The 15294-nt window shown below is 55.0% G+C and carries 14 protein-coding genes; 1 reads left to right on the top strand and 13 read right to left on the bottom strand.

The features are described from left to right. Nucleotides 1–19: 19 nt before the first annotated feature. Nucleotides 20–1684 carry an energy-dependent translational throttle protein EttA gene (gene ettA, locus PHE17_RS16910; protein WP_301017081.1) on the top strand — a complete coding sequence of 555 codons (1665 nt, stop codon included), beginning with the start codon at nucleotides 20–22 and terminating at the stop codon, nucleotides 1682–1684. A 20-nt stretch (nucleotides 1685–1704) separates the two neighbouring features. Here the strand turns inward: ettA and PHE17_RS16915 are convergent, their stop codons facing one another. The 13 genes from PHE17_RS16915 to PHE17_RS16975 form a co-directional block, all read right to left on the bottom strand. Continuing rightward, a complete protein-coding gene (locus tag PHE17_RS16915; RefSeq protein WP_301017136.1) occupies nucleotides 1705–2424 on the bottom strand; it encodes a lytic transglycosylase domain-containing protein in 720 nt (239 codons plus the stop codon). Nucleotides 2425–2578: 154 nt separating this feature from the next. Continuing rightward, complete coding sequence (locus PHE17_RS16920; RefSeq protein ID WP_301017082.1) at nucleotides 2579–3406, bottom strand: ferritin-like domain-containing protein; 828 nt, start codon at nucleotides 3404–3406, stop codon at nucleotides 2579–2581. Continuing rightward, on the bottom strand, nucleotides 3406–4521 hold the full coding sequence (locus PHE17_RS16925; protein WP_301017083.1) for a DUF4147 domain-containing protein: 1116 nt from the start codon (nucleotides 4519–4521) through the stop codon (nucleotides 3406–3408). The genes PHE17_RS16920 and PHE17_RS16925 overlap by 1 nt, the downstream gene beginning before the upstream one ends. Then, on the bottom strand, nucleotides 4518–5696 hold the full coding sequence (locus PHE17_RS16930) for an O-succinylhomoserine sulfhydrylase (RefSeq protein WP_301017084.1): 1179 nt from the start codon (nucleotides 5694–5696) through the stop codon (nucleotides 4518–4520). Before PHE17_RS16930 ends, PHE17_RS16925 begins: the two co-directional genes overlap by 4 nt. Further along, nucleotides 5696–6322 (bottom strand): L,D-transpeptidase, encoded by a 627-nt coding sequence (locus tag PHE17_RS16935; protein WP_301017085.1) that lies wholly within the window; start codon nucleotides 6320–6322, stop codon nucleotides 5696–5698. Before PHE17_RS16935 ends, PHE17_RS16930 begins: the two co-directional genes overlap by 1 nt. Before the next feature lie 13 nt (nucleotides 6323–6335). Further along, nucleotides 6336–7841, bottom strand: coding sequence for an amidophosphoribosyltransferase (purF, locus tag PHE17_RS16940; protein ID WP_301017086.1), 1506 nt, complete (start codon nucleotides 7839–7841; stop codon nucleotides 6336–6338). Between the two features lie 115 nt (nucleotides 7842–7956). After that, a complete protein-coding gene (locus PHE17_RS16945; protein WP_301017087.1) occupies nucleotides 7957–8493 on the bottom strand; it encodes a CvpA family protein in 537 nt (178 codons plus the stop codon). Between the two features lie 8 nt (nucleotides 8494–8501). Continuing rightward, nucleotides 8502–9518: an SPOR domain-containing protein gene (locus PHE17_RS16950; protein WP_301017088.1), complete on the bottom strand. Its 1017-nt coding sequence runs from the start codon at nucleotides 9516–9518 to the stop codon at nucleotides 8502–8504. Nucleotides 9519–9605: 87 nt separating this feature from the next. Beyond that, nucleotides 9606–10817 (bottom strand): bifunctional tetrahydrofolate synthase/dihydrofolate synthase, encoded by a 1212-nt coding sequence (gene folC, locus PHE17_RS16955; protein WP_301017089.1) that lies wholly within the window; start codon nucleotides 10815–10817, stop codon nucleotides 9606–9608. Further along, nucleotides 10814–11707, bottom strand: coding sequence for an acetyl-CoA carboxylase, carboxyltransferase subunit beta (gene accD, locus PHE17_RS16960; RefSeq protein WP_301017090.1), 894 nt, complete (start codon nucleotides 11705–11707; stop codon nucleotides 10814–10816). Before accD ends, folC begins: the two co-directional genes overlap by 4 nt. Nucleotides 11708–11729: 22 nt before the next feature. Next, complete coding sequence (gene trpA / locus PHE17_RS16965; RefSeq protein ID WP_301017091.1) at nucleotides 11730–12533, bottom strand: tryptophan synthase subunit alpha; 804 nt, start codon at nucleotides 12531–12533, stop codon at nucleotides 11730–11732. Continuing rightward, complete coding sequence (gene trpB / locus PHE17_RS16970; RefSeq protein WP_301017137.1) at nucleotides 12530–13714, bottom strand: tryptophan synthase subunit beta; 1185 nt, start codon at nucleotides 13712–13714, stop codon at nucleotides 12530–12532. The genes trpA and trpB overlap by 4 nt, the downstream gene beginning before the upstream one ends. A 275-nt stretch (nucleotides 13715–13989) precedes the next feature. Next, nucleotides 13990–15258 carry an SUMF1/EgtB/PvdO family nonheme iron enzyme gene (locus tag PHE17_RS16975; protein ID WP_301017092.1) on the bottom strand — a complete coding sequence of 423 codons (1269 nt, stop codon included), beginning with the start codon at nucleotides 15256–15258 and terminating at the stop codon, nucleotides 13990–13992. Nucleotides 15259–15294: the final 36 nt, after the last annotated feature.

The following is a 15294-nucleotide window of genomic DNA, read 5'->3' on the forward strand; positions in this document are numbered from 1 at the left end:
CAGCGACAGGGAGTTTTGGATGGCGCAATATATCTACACCATGAACGGTGTCGGCAAGGTCGTACCGCCGAACCGTTACATTCTCAAAGACATTTACCTCAGCTTCTTCCCCGGCGCGAAGATCGGCGTACTCGGCTACAACGGCGCGGGTAAGTCCACTTTGCTGCGCATCATGGCAGGCATTGACACCGACATCCTCGGCGAAGCCCGCCCACAACCCGGCATCAACATCGGCTACCTCTCGCAAGAGCCGCAGCTTGACCCGACCAAAGACGTGCGTGGCAACGTCGAAGAAGGCTTGAAAGTCATCAAAGACGCGCAAGCCCGCCTTGATGAAGTCTACACTGCCTACGGCGAGCCGGATGCTGATTTCGACGCACTCGCCGCCGAACAAGCCCGCCTCGAAAATATCCTGCAAGCTGCCGACGCGCACAACCTCGAACACACACTCGAAGTTGCCGCCGATGCACTGCGCCTGCCACCGTGGGATGCCGATGTTTCCACGCTCTCCGGTGGTGAAAAACGCCGCGTCGCCTTGTGCCGCTTGCTGCTGTCTTCCCCCGACATGCTGATTCTCGACGAACCGACCAACCACCTTGACGCCGAATCGGTAGCTTGGCTGGAACGCTTCCTGCAAGATTTCCCCGGCACCGTCGTCGCCGTCACCCATGACCGCTACTTCCTCGACAACGTGGCGGGCTGGATTCTGGAACTCGACCGTGGGCAAGGCATCCCGTGGGAAGGTAACTATTCCTCATGGCTGGAACAAAAGCAAAACCGCCTCGCTCAAGAAAGTAAGTCCGAGCAAGGCCGCCAAAAAGCCATGAAACAGGAATTGGAATGGGTACGTTCCAGCCCCAAAGGTCGCCACGCCAAGAGCAAAGCGCGGATGCAACGCTTTGAAGAACTCTCTTCCAGCGACTACCAAAAACGTGCCGAAACCAACGAAATCTACATTGCCCCCGGCCCACGCCTTGGCGATTTAGTGATCGAAGCGAATGGTATCAGTAAATCCTTTGGCGACCGTTTGCTGTATGAAAACGTCAGTTTCAGCCTGCCAAAAGGCGGCATTGTCGGCATCATTGGCCCCAACGGTGCAGGTAAAACCACCTTGTTCCGCATGATTACCGGGCAAGAACAACCCGATAGCGGCACATTCAAAGTTGGCGAAACCGTCAAGATTGCTTACGTTGACCAATCCCGCGATGATCTCGACCCGAATAAAACCGTGTGGCAGGAAATTGCTGACGGGCACGACATCATGACTGTGGGTGGCTACCAAATCCAATCACGCGCGTATTGCGGACGTTTCAACTTCAAAGGTGATTCCCAACAAAAACGCATTGGGGATTTATCGGGTGGGGAACGCAACCGTGTGCATTTGGCGAAACTGCTCAAATCCGGTGGCAACCTGTTGCTGCTCGACGAACCAACCAATGACCTCGACGTGGAAACCTTGCGAGCGTTGGAAGAAGCCTTGCTCAACTTCCCCGGCTGCGCGGTGGTGATCTCGCATGACCGTTGGTTCTTAGACCGTATTGCCACCCACATCCTCGCATTTGAAGGGGATTCGCAGGTAACGTGGTTTGAAGGGAATTACAGCGATTACGAAGAAGATTACAAGCGCCGCCACGGGAATGAATTACACCCGCAGCGGATCAAGTACAAACGGCTGAAAGCCTAAAACGGCAAGGGAATGGGGAATTAGAACCCCATTCCCCATATTTCTTCTGCTTTCTTTTTCCGAGCAACCACAGGTTTACGTGCCGCAGCTTCATGGAACCTAATCTGTGGCGGAAGTCGCGCGTGGCGGTAGCTGACCAGCACTGGACGGCCTTTGGCAGAATACATGCGTTTACCGCCCACAAAACCCCATTGCGGCCTTGCTTGCCTGTGGTAGCTGGCTTGCTGTACGCGCCCTCGCCCGCCACCTGACAACTTGCCGTAAGCGTTCAACACGCGCCGGGTGTAATTCTGGGTTTCGACGAAAGGCACTGCCGTGCCATACACATCCACACGCCCTTCACCCGCGTTATAAGCGGCAACCGCATGAGGGATGCTGCCACCGTAACGGTTGAGCAAGAACTTCAGGTAACGCGCCCCACCGTGGATATTTTCAGTACTATCAAAACGGTTGGAAACCCCGAAGCGGCGGGCCGTGGCAGGCATAAGCTGCATCAAGCCACCAGCTCCCTTATTCGACACCGCTTGCTGACGAAAACAACTTTCGGCGGTAATGACCGCTTTGATGAGGTTAGGATTAACACCGTTGGAACGGGAGGCAGAAATGATTTCATATTGGTATTGGTTCGCCAAAGTGTTCAGGACAGCAGGGCCGTACTGGTCACAGGCCGCATAAGCGGAGGAACCGACACTAATAAGAATCAACAGGAGAGAAGCCGCAAAGCGCCTTGCAGCAGACATACTCACTAACACAGACAATCCTCGTCTAATAGGCAAATTCGTTTCAGTTGAAAACTTTCCACTGGCTCATATAGCGCATGATACCTATGAGTTACTAATCGTTATTTTCTATCATGCATAAGCCAGTACTATTTAGTTCAGTATTCCTGTCCCGTCAAGTGCGGCTGTTACCGCAGTCTTGCCCGATTTCCAGCAACTTTTCCAGCTCTTCGGCACTGAATCCCGCTTGTAAACGGGCTTCCATAAAAAACGGCCCACGCAACGGCGCGTGCATCACTTCGCAGACCAACTGACGAAAGGTAGCATCCGCTTCCAGCCCACGTTGCTCACAACAGTAGTGAAACCAGCGCGAACCGATGCGCACATGCCCAATTTCCTCGCGCAGAATGATCTCCAGCACGCTGACGGTTTGATCATCCCCCACCTCCCGCAGGCGTTCCATCATCCCCGGCGTCACATCCAAACCCCGCGCTTCCAACACCCGTGGAACCAAGGCCATACGCACCATCACATCGTAATCGGTCTTGCAGGCTTGTTCCCACAGACCATTGTGCGCGGGAAGGTCGCCGTAAGTGCAGCCCAAATCCGCCAGCCGCCCACGCAGCAAGTTGAAATGGTAGGCTTCTTCTGCTGCCACTTGCAGCCAATCGCCGTAGTAGGCATAGGGCATGTCGCGGAAACGGTAAACTGCATCCAACCCCAAATTGATGGCGTTAAACTCGATGTGGGTGACGGCGTGTAACAGGGCGCTACGGCCTTCCGGGGTGGAGAGCTTACGCTGTTTGACCTGTTTGGGGTGAACCAATTCCGGCTTGGCGGGGCGTCCGGGAATGGCAACAGGCTGCACCGGGCAAGCCAAGGTATCCTCACGTAACAATTTGCCCGCCTGCCAATCGGCATAAAGCTGGGTAGCGCAAGCCAATTTGCGTTCGAGGTCAGTTTCCATCAGGCAGGCGTAAGCTGCTTCGTAGAGGTTTTGCATTACAGTTTTAGACCAATGATGACATCCATGACGTTCGTACCCGTCGGCCCTGTATGGATCAGGTCGCCGCTGGCGTCAAGGAATGTACCCGCATCGGCACGTTGCAAACAATCCACAGGGTCAAAGTTTTGGTAGTTTCCACGTTGGGTCGTGCCGTTATCGACCAAAGCTCCGGCATCCTCAGTCACGCCGTCCGTGCCATCGGTTCCCGCTGCCAATAGCAGGATGTTGTCGTCAGGGCGTAATTGCAAAGCGGCGGCAAGGGCGAAATGCTGGTTGCGTCCGCCACGTCCGGGATTGGCGGGAAGTTGGACGGTGGTTTCAGCGCCCCACAGGTAAATGCCGGGGTCGCTGTTGCGCAGGTGTTCAATGCAAGTTTGGGCAGCACTTTCGACATTGCCTTCGAGGAAATCAGGCATGATGACCGCGTTCTCACCCATTGCCGCCAACATCTGTTGGTTGCTGGCGACGATTTGCCAGTCGAAATTTTCAGGGCGGGCGGGGAACAATAGGCCGGAACCAATCACCGCCGGATCATCATCAGGCACGTCAGAAATCAGCAAGCAGGATACCGGGCACGTACCGAGGTATTGCCACAACTTACCGCCCTTGATCCGTGACAGGCTGCGGCGCACCGTGTTGATTTCATGGATGGATGCGCCGTTAGCGAGTAATTCTTGCGTGGTTTCCTGCAAACGCTCCAACGTCCAGCCCTCTTCCAAGACTTCCACCAAGCTGGATGTACCACCGGAAATCAAGAAGAGGTAAGCCTCATCTTCTGGCAAGTTTTGCAGGTAGGTGATTAAGGCGAGGCCAGCTTGCAAGGACGATTCGTCAGGTACGGGGTGGGCAGATTCAATGACTTGTACATTATCCAACGCAGCAAACGCAGTGCTTACATGACCGTGTTTGGTAATAAGCAAAGCGCTGGCTAGCTTGTCGTGCAGGTAACGCCACGCACCAGAAAACATCGCTTCTGCCGCCTTGCCGATGGCAATGACGTGGAGAGGGTCACGTTTCCCGCTGGCTTGCAAAGCGTGGTACACCGCCTGCTCCCCATTGACCGCCGCAAGCCCGGTAGCGTAAAGCTCCAGCAAAGTCTGGCGCGGCTTCACCCGCCCAAACCCCGTGCCAAATCGCGCTGAATATCGCGGATGTTTTCCAGCCCCACAGAAACCCGTAATAGCCCGTCGGCAATCCCCGACTGCACTTTTTGTTCCGGTGTCAACCGCCCGTGGGTCGTGGTTGCCGGGTGGGTAATCGTGCTCTTAGTGTCGCCCAGATTGGCGGTAATCGACAGCATTTGGGTGGCATCAACCACTTGCCACGCCGCATCTTTACCGCCTTTGACGACGAAAGACACAATCCCGCCGAAGCCACTTTGCTGCTGTTTTGCCAACTCATGCTGCGGGTGCGAAACCAAGCCCGGATAATAAACCTGTTCCACGGCTTCATGCGCGTCCAACCACTGGGCAAGCTGCATGGCATTCTCGCAATGGGCTTTCATGCGCAAACTCAGCGTTTCCAGCCCTTTGAGGAAAATCCACGCATTGAAGGGACTCATGGTCACGCCACCGTTACGCAGCACGCCGTACACATCTTTGCCGACCCGTTCCTTATCGCCGACGACAGCGCCGCCCAAGGCACGCCCTTGCCCATCCAAATACTTGGTCGCGGAATGCACCACGATGTCCGCACCCAGTTCCAAGGGGCGTTGCAGCGCAGGCGTGCAGAAACAATTGTCGATCACCAGTAAACTGCCATTGCGGTGGGCAATATCCGCCAAAGCACGGATGTCGACGATTTCGGTCAGCGGATTCGCAGGCGTTTCGGCAAACAGCAAGCGCGTGTTAGGCTGCAAACCTGCCTCCCACGCTGCCAAATCGGTCAGCTCGACGAAACTGATTTCCACCCCAAATTTGGCGATGTAGCTCTGCAATAACAGCGTGGTCGTGCCAAACACCGAGCGCGAACACAGCACATGATCCCCGGCTTTCAGCAAACCCAACATCACCGACAGGATGGCGGACATGCCGGAACTGGTTGCCACGCAACTTTCCGCACCTTCCAATGCCGCTAAGCGCTCCTGAAAATAGCGCACCGTCGGATTGGTGAAGCGGGCGTAAATATTACCCGGTTCCGTTCCACCAAAGCGTGCCGCAGCCTCTGCCGCACTGCCAAACACAAAGCTGGAAGTCGGGAAAATGGCCTCGGAATGCTCGCCTTCGTGGGTGCGCACATGCCCCGCCCGGACTGCCAGTGTTTCAAACTCCCACGGGAAATCTTGCATTATTTATCCTGACGTTGCTGGGTAATCACCACCAGCGTGTTCTCATCCACGCGCTCAAACAGGTCGATCACATCCTTGTTGCGCATACGGATACAGCCGTGCGAAGCCGGAGTGCCCAAACGCCCTTCCTCACCCGTACCGTGGATGTAAATGAAGCGCTCCTTGGAATCCACGTTCCCACCCTTGTTCAAGCCGGGTTCCAAGCCATCCAGCCACATAATACGGCTGGTCACGTAATCGTCGGGACTATCCGCGCCGGGTGCGGTGAGGATGTCCACAATCTGCCCGGTATTCTGGCGTGATTTGAAAATTGCCCCCAACGGCGCACCCGCACCAATTTTTTCAGCGATGCGGTGCACGCCCAACGGGGTCTTATCACTGCCTTTTTCGCTGCCCAAGCCTTTGGTTGCGGTGGAGATAACCCATTCGCCCACGGCCTTGCCCTGTTCGACAAGGATCATTTTTTGCGCCGTTGCATCTACCACCAATACCTTATTGGTGGAATAAGTCGGGAAGTTTTTCGCCAACTCATTGAGGATCGGGGTGAAACGGTTTTCAACCACCGCACCGACGGGGGCTTGCTGTGGCGTTTGTGCCTGCGGTGCTTGATCCTGTGGTTCTGCCATGACCACCCCGCTATTAAGTGCTGTCACAAATATCAATGGCAGCCATGTCATTTTCACGCTTGGTTTTTTGTGCATCATTGCGTAAAGCCTCTAATTCAGTAAAGTAGTCTGCGTTTTCACCCGTCACGTAATTGCCGGTGAACACGGAACAATCAAAATTTTTCAAACGCGAGTTGCCCTTGCTGACCGCTTCGATCAAATCCTCCAGCGAGAGATAGAACAGCCGGTCAACCCCGATTGCCTCAGCAACCTCTTCTTCGGTTCGCCCGTGGGCAATAAGTTCCTTCGCCGCTGGCATGTCGATGCCATAAATGTTGGGAAATTTAATCGCGGGTGATGCGGAGGCAAAATACACTTTCCGCGCCCCGGCATCCCGTGCCATCTGCACAATTTCACCGGAAGTCGTACCACGCACGATGGAATCATCCACCAACATCACGTTTTTGTCCTTGAACTCCAAGGCCAGCGGGTTGAGTTTCTGGCGTACTGACTTCTTGCGCTTGGCTTGCCCCGGCATGATGAAAGTACGCCCGATGTAACGGTTCTTGATGAAACCTTCGCGGTAGGGCACACCCAAGGTATAGGCCATTTCCAGCGACGAGGTGCGGCTGGTGTCCGGGATTGGGATCACCACGTCAATGTCGTGGTCAGGCCATTCGCGCATGACCCGTTCCGCCATCTTGCGCCCCATCCGCATCCGCGCCTTGTGCACAAACACATTGTCGATGATGGAATCCGGGCGGGCAAAATAGACGTATTCAAAAATGCACGTCGCATACTTCGGGTGGTCAGCACACTGGCGGGTAAAAACATTGCCATCGGGGGTAATGAAAATCGCTTCACCCGGCTCAATGTCGCGCACCAAGCGATAGCCCTGCACATCCAGCGCCACGCTTTCCGAGGCCAGCATGTATTCCTTGCCACTGCGGTTTTCGCGCACACCGTACACCAGCGGACGGATGCCATTGGGGTCACGGAAACCCACCAGACCATCGCGGGTCAGCATCGCCGTTACCGCATACGCCCCCTTACAACGCCGATGCACACCGCTGACCGCCGCAAAAATGTCTTCCGGGGTAACGTGCAAGGCATTCTGGCGTGACAACTCTTGTGCAAAAATATTCAACAGGATTTCAGAATCCGAATCCGTATTGATTTGGCGGCGATCCTGACGGTACAGTTCCTTTTTCAGCACATGGGCATTGGTCAGGTTGCCATTGTGCGCCAAAGAAATCCCGTAGGGGCTATTGACGTAAAATGGCTGCGCCTCTGCGGATGACGAAGAGCCAGCCGTCGGGTAACGCACATGCCCCACCCCCATATTCCCTTGCAACATACGCATGTGATGCTCGCGGAACACGTCCTTGACCAGCCCATTTTCACGTCGCAAATAAAGCTTGCGCCCATCACTGGTAACGATACCGGCAGCATCCTGCCCACGGTGCTGCAAAACGGTTAAGCCATCGTAAATCGCCTGATTGACAGGCTCATGCCCGATTATCCCGATAATTCCGCACATATTCCTGCCTTCGCGTGCCATGAAAACGTTATATTCTAACCCCGCAAAAACAAAACAGCCATGCACTTCCATGCATGGCTGTCCACTTTCGCGAAAACGGTACTACCTTTCCGACCTACTGCGGAACCACTTCAGACGGAGGGATCACCGCCGTCGGATGCTCAAGGTAATTGGAGAAACTCTGTGGGATTGGGACTACCGCTTTGATGGTTTCCCCTATACCGACAAACCACGGAGCCAGCAAAGAACTTTGCCACCATGACTGCTTACTGACCGTCAAGCCTAGCAGCATCACCAGCAACGTAACGATCAAGCCACCGCGCAGCACGCCAAACACGCCACCCAGCACATGATCCACCTTGCCAAGACCGATGGAAGATACCGCCGTACTTAACAGGTGGTTGATGATGGCTCCCACCACCAACACACCGAAAAAGATAATGGCGAACGCAATCCCCATCCGCGCCACTTCGCTTTGTACAGCGAAAGGTAACTCGGCAGCCAACGGCTTTACATACAAGAAGGAAAGGCCGACGGCTGCAATCCACGTCGCCAAGGAAAGGGCTTCCCTGACAAACCCACGTATTAGGCCAATAACGGCTGACAATACGATCAGGACGAGGATACCAATATCTAAAATTTCTGCTGGCATTGCTTTACTTACTGTTTGGTTACGAAGCTATTTTGAACATTCGGGTTCTGTGTGAACCGTGCTTTCATTTTAGCTTGTGCAGCCGCTGCCGCAGCTTTATCCGCATAACCGCCGATAACTGCCCGATAAACTGTTTTCCCGTCCACTTTAGCTGCGACTACGGAAGTCTTGTAACCTTCTGCCCTGAACGTAGCAGCAACAGCTTCCGCCTTAGCTTTGTCGGAACTGGCAGAAAGTTGGATTCCGTAACTGCCGCCTGCCGCTGCACTGCTTGCTGTGCTGGTGACATGAGCACCAGTGCCTGTGGCTTTAGCCAGTTCTTCAGATTTTGCTTTTGCCGCTTTCTCAGCCGCTAATTTCTTAGCCGCTTCAGCTTTGGCTTTACTTTCAGCGGAAGCAGATGGGACAGCCCTTTCATTGACCAATACAGGTCTTGTGGCTGGCTTTTTCTCAACTACGGTATCTACGGGGCGATCTTTATTGGATGCGCTATCCGCTTTAGAAGCACTGCCGTTGCCAGCATCTGCCTGATCCATACCACCACCCAGCAAACCAGTACCCGCAGCGGCACTAGACGTTGTTGCTGTCGCAGCGGCTTTCGGATCACCTGTGCCCAAATTGCCAGAGCCATCCTTCATTTTGCCGTCGGTATCGAGCACCTGACGTGTCTCACCATTCGCAGCAGGGCGTACATCAAAGCCGGTGGTATTCGGCACAGTCGCCACGTTAGGAATCAAGTTCCCAGCCGCATCAACCGCCTGACCAGCCGTAGTTGCTACCGTTTGACCGGCTGCCGTCACCGCGTTTTGGGCTGCGTTCGGGTCTTCGCCAACCAGCATTGGCTTTTGGTCTGCACTACCCATACCGGGGAAGCCTAAAATCGGTTTAGTTTCAGCGCCCTGGTTCATAGCCATTTCTTGGCCTTCACGGTTTTTGCCTTTCAGCAAAAATGCCAATAACAGGGCGGCGACCAGCACCAGTACCACTGCGCCAATCATACGTTTGGTTGTAGCCTTGTTGTCCATCTGTCTTACTGCTCCTTCATAAATGTGACACTCAAAAACTTTTTGTGATCGTGCCTTGCGGGACTGGAATGACAGTCATCAAGCCCTTTAGGTAACGAGGATTTCCAGCATACCAGATACTACCAGAAAAGAACCGAAGGCAACCACCCTATCCTGTTTTTCCGCGCTTAAGCGGACAGAATCCCACGCTGACTGAAAATCAGGGTAAAAATGCACGGGCGTTTGCACACCTGCTTGCTGCATTTTATCCTTGAGAACCTCAGCGCTGGCAGCCCTGTATCCTTGGAGGGGAACCAGATGCCACTCATCCATGTGCCTTGCCATTATTTCCACAACCCCGGCAATATCCTTATCTGCGAGTATAGAAAAAATCGCGGATGTTTTTCCATCTATCGGATTTTTTTTCAGCCATAAAGCCAATTCTGTCGCGGCATGGGGATTATGGGCAACATCTAAGATCACTTCTGGCGCATCCCAGACCTTTTGCATCCGCCCTTGCAAACTCACGGTGCGCAAGCCTTCATCAATCGCGGCTTGGCTTACCGGCAATACGCCTTCCAGTTGCCGTAAGGCTGTAACCACACACGCGGCATTTTGGCGCTGCACGTCGCCTTTCAAGGCGGGTTGTGGAATCCCCTCGGCGGTAAAATCACGTCCGTATTGCAATAATTTTGCCCCGATGCGGGCAGCTTCTGTGGCAATCATCGCCGGGGGTTTGGGGTCGCCACACACCACCGGTTTGCCTGCACGCATAATCCCAGCTTTTTCGCGCCCAACGGCATCGCGGGTATTGCCCAACCAATCCACATGATCAAGACCAATGCTGGTGATAACCATGACATCGGCATCCCACAGGTTGCAGGCATCCAAACGTCCGCCCAAGCCAACTTCCAGCACCATGACATCGACATTGGCTTGCAGGAAACACCAGACTGCTGCCAGCGTGCCAAACTCAAAATACGTCAGCGAAACTTTGCCCCGCGCCTTATCAATCGCCTTAAACGCCGCGCACAAGGTTTCATCGTCGACAGGTTCGGCATTGATGGCAACACGTTCGTTATAACGCCGCAAGTGCGGGGAGGTGTACGTGCCGACCTTGTAGCCTTGCTGCTGCAAAATCCGCGTCAGCATGGCACAGGTGGAGCCTTTGCCGTTAGTTCCCCCCACCATAATGACGGGAACGGGCAACTGGAGTAAATCCATACGCCCCGCTACGGTACGGATGCGTTCCAAGCCCAGCTTGATGGTCGTCAGGAACTGGTTTTCCTGCCACCGCAACCAATCATCCAGCGTCTTCACGCCGCGACCAAAGCATCCTGATGGATGGGGCTGGATTTGTGTTGCATGATGGAAACCAAATCAGCGATGGTTTCGCGCATGTCACGGCGGTGCACGATCATGTCAATCGCGCCCTTTTCTTGTAGGAATTCGCTGCGTTGGAAACCTTCGGGGAGTTTTTCACGCACGGTCTGTTCAATGACGCGCGGCCCAGCGAAACCAATCAATGCTTTGGGTTCAGCAATGTGTAAATCCCCCAACATCGCGAAACTGGCAGAAACACCGCCCATGGTCGGATCAGTCAGCACCGAAATGAACGGGATACCTTTTTCGCTCAAACGGGTCAGCACCGCACTGGTTTTGGACATCTGCATCAGCGAGAACAGCGCTTCTTGCATCCGCGCCCCGCCACTGGCAGCAAAGCAGATGTAAGGGATTTTCTGCGCCATTGCCGCCTCCGCCCCGCGCACAAAACGTTCGCCGACCACGGAACCCATCGAGCCGCCCATGAAACGGAAATCAAATGCCGCCGCCACCAATGGCACACCCAACACCGTGCCTTTCATCACGATCAGCGCGTCTTTTTCGCCGGTATCTTTTTGTGCTGCTACCAAACGGTCTTTGTATTTTTTGGTGTCGCGGAACTTGAGCATGTCAGTCGGGGCAACGTTTGCGCCGATTTCCTCACGCCCTGCCGGGTCAAGAAACACTTCCAAACGCCGCCGCCCAGATAAGCGCATGTGGTGGTTGCACTTGGGGCAAACGTCCAGATTGCGCTCCAACTCCGCCCGGTACAGCACGGCTTGGCAGGCGGGGCATTGATGCCACAAGCCTTCCGGGATGGATTTCTTTTCGGTATTGGTCGCATCGGTGCGGATGCGCGATGGCAGCAGTTTTTCAAACCAGCTCATGTTTTCTGTTTACCCCTAAATATCAAGCATCCATCGCGGTGCGCATGGAGGCCAGCAAGTCACTGATGTTGTTCATGATAACAGCATGATCGGCGGGTGTCGCTTCGATCTGCTTGATGATCGCACTGCCTACCACCACTGCGTCGGCAACTTTAGCGACAGCGGCAGCGGTTTGCGCATCCTTAATCCCGAAACCCACGCCCAGCGGCAAATCGGTATGTTCACGGATTTGCGCAATGCGTTCGGCAACTTGCCCAACGTCCAGCGTGTTCGCCCCGGTCACGCCTTTCAGCGACACGTAGTAAATGAAACCGCCGCCCGCTTCCGCCACGGTTTTGATACGCACGTTCGGGGTCGTCGGCGACAACAGGAAGATCGGGTCAATGCCATGCGCACGGAATAACGGCAGTACGCCCACGCCCTCTTCCGGCGGCAAATCGACCGTCAATGCACCATCGACGCCAGCAGTTTCGGCGGCTTGGGCAAATTCGGCGTAACCCATGATTTCAATCGGGTTCAAATAACCCATCAGCACCACGGGGGTGGTCTGGTTGGTTTGGCGGAATTCAGCCACCATGCCGAGGATGTCGTGCAGGCTGGTGTTATGCAGTAAGGCGCGTTCGTGCGCTTGCTGGATCGTCGGGCCATCCGCCATCGGGTCGGAAAACGGCACGCCCAACTCAATGATGTCAGCGCCCGCTGCCACCATGCGGTGCATCAAGGGCACGGTAATCGACGGGTGCGGGTCGCCAGCCGTGACGTAAGGGATCAGCGCGGTTTTACCCTGTGCTTTCAGGGCAGCAAAACAAGCGGCAATGCGGCTCATAGGGTAATCCCCTCCAGACGGGCGATGGTGTTGATGTCCTTGTCACCACGACCGGACAGGTTGACGATAATGCTTTGGTCTTTACTCATGGTCGGCGCAAGTTTCATCGCGTAAGCCAGCGCGTGGCTGCTTTCCAGCGCGGGGATAATGCCTTCGATGCGGGTTAAGGCGTGGAAGCCTTGCATCGCTTCCGCATCCGTCACCGACACGTAGTTGGCACGACCGATGTCTTTCAACCAAGCGTGTTCGGGGCCGACACCGGGGTAGTCCAATCCGGCGGAAATCGAATGGGTTTCGATGATTTGCCCGTTGGGGTCTTCCATCAGATAGGTACGGTTGCCGTGCAAGACGCCCGGTTTGCCTGCGCATAGCGGGGCAGCATGTTTGCCAGTTTCGATGCCGTCACCGCCTGCTTCCACGCCGTAAATGGCGACGGATTCATCCGCGAGGAAGGGGTGAAACAAGCCGATAGCGTTGGAACCACCACCAACACAAGCAACCAGCGCATCCGGCAAACGCCCTTCCTGTTCCAGAATCTGTTGGCGTGCTTCACGACCGATCACGGATTGGAAGTCGCGTACCATTGCGGGATAGGGGTGGGGGCCTGCGACCGTGCCGATGATATAGAAAGTGTCATCGACATTTGTTACCCAATCGCGCATCGCTTCGTTCAAAGCGTCTTTCAGGGTTTTGGAGCCGGACGTGACGGGCACGACGGTTGCACCCAGCAATTTCATGCGGAACACGTTCGGCGCTTGGCGTTGCACGTCTTCCGCGCCCATGTAGACCACGCATTCCAAACCAAGGCGGGCAGCGATGGTGGCGGAGGCAACACCGTGCTGGCCTGCACCCGTTTCAGCGATAATGCGCTTCTTGCCCATGAATTTGGCGAGCAGCGCTTGACCGATGGTGTTGTTGATCTTGTGAGCGCCCGTGTGGTTCAGGTCTTCGCGTTTGAGGTAGACTTTTGCCCCACCGAGTTCGCGTGTCCAGCGTTCCGCCAGATACAGGGGGCTGGGGCGACCGACGTAATATTTCAGGTCACGGTCAAACTCAGCCTGAAAAGCAGGGTCATTTTTGAGCTGCTCGTAGGCTTGTTCGAGTTCGTAGATTGGCTCCATCAGCGTTTCCGCGACGAAACGCCCGCCGTATGCGCCAAAGTGCCCTGCTTTGTCTGGCATGGCGTTCCAGTTGAATTCGCTGAATTTCACTTAACCTGCGCTCCTGCGTGTCGGTCGTAAAAACCGGGTAAGTTACCATAAGGCAGGAAACCTATCTATGTGATCGTGCAGGAAACGAATTTCCGGTTCGCCCGTTCCTCCAGAAAATCCGTAAAATGGCGTCGGCAGGGGCTTTCGCCCCTGCACCCCAAAGATGCGCCCCAACTGCCAGCCCTCCCGGTCAAGCGCATCCACACCCATGTAAGCGGTGGCACTGCCCCACAAAGGTGAAAGGGCTAAAGAGTCCTGGCAGCGCGAAAACCAAAGTAGTAGCTTCGGTTGCCGGGCGGGCCGTAGTAGCGGTCAGCAGAACGCAACCCCAGAGGTAAGTTGCCCCAAGACCCCCCGCGCAACACACGCGACGCATTCGCGTCGCAGCCCTTGACTGGAGTGCCAGCGGCGGGAGCATCCTTGTAACTGTCCACATAACAGTCTTCCACCCACTGCAACACGTTGCCGTTCATGTCATACAAACCAAACGGATTGGCGGCAAAACTACGGACAGGGGATGTTTGCTTGTTATCCCATTGGCTTCCACAACCATCACAATTGGCATTATTCTTACCGATGCTGTTGCCCCACGCATAGGCAGTAGATGTGCCTGCACGGGCGGCATACTCCCATTCGGCTTCGGTTGGCAGACGGTAATTTTTACCTGATTCCTTCCCCAACCATTGGAGATAGGTTTGCGCATCGTTCCAACTGACATTAATCACCGGACGGTTGCCACGTCCCCAGCCGCTATCCTCCGCATGGGGACAGGCTTTGGCTTTTTCGCAGGCATCCCATTGCTCGAAGGTCACATCCGTTGCCGCTAATTGGAATGCACGGATGCTGACTTCGTGGGCGGGCTTTTCATCGCCATAACAACCACCTTCCACATCATCGCGTTTGGGATCGCAGCCCATCGTGAACGTGCCAGCGGGAATGTTGACCATTTCTGGTTCAAGTGGCTGGACTGGGTGTTGTTTCACATAAATAGTTGCGCCTACCGCAAGCGAGATAGCGGCAATACTGGTAAGCACTAAGCCTTTGCGGGATTTGGTTGGCAGTTTAGCTGCAACATACTGAGGTTGCCGTTGTGGCTGGGGCTGAGGTGGCGGGTCAAACGGCTTGCCGACCAGCTCGCTGATCTTTTCGGCGAGCCGGACAAATTCGGGGTGATCAGTTTTGCCGTCCCAACGGGCGAAATTTCCCGTCTGGCGCATGGTGAAGCCAACCGGGATGTCCACCGCATCAATCTGGATCGGCAGCAATATTTTGCGCTGCTTGCCGATGTTAGCCTCTTCCAGCACCCATTCGGAATTGACTGAAGCTTTCGACCACACCACCACGACGCACTTGCAGGAGCGGATGGCGCGGTCAATCTTTTGGCTCCAATGATCGCCAATTTCAATCGTGCGGTGATCCCAAAACACTGACCAGCCTTGCTGCTCCAAAGCGTGGAACAAGCGTTGCAAACGCTCACGGTCTTGGGTCGAATAACTGAGGAAAATGTCGTGCATACGGCTTACTGAGGGTTGGCTCCGGTAGGGGCATAA

The sequence above is a fragment of the Thiothrix sp. genome (assembly GCF_028714775.1).
Lineage (GTDB): Bacteria > Pseudomonadota > Gammaproteobacteria > Thiotrichales > Thiotrichaceae > Thiothrix.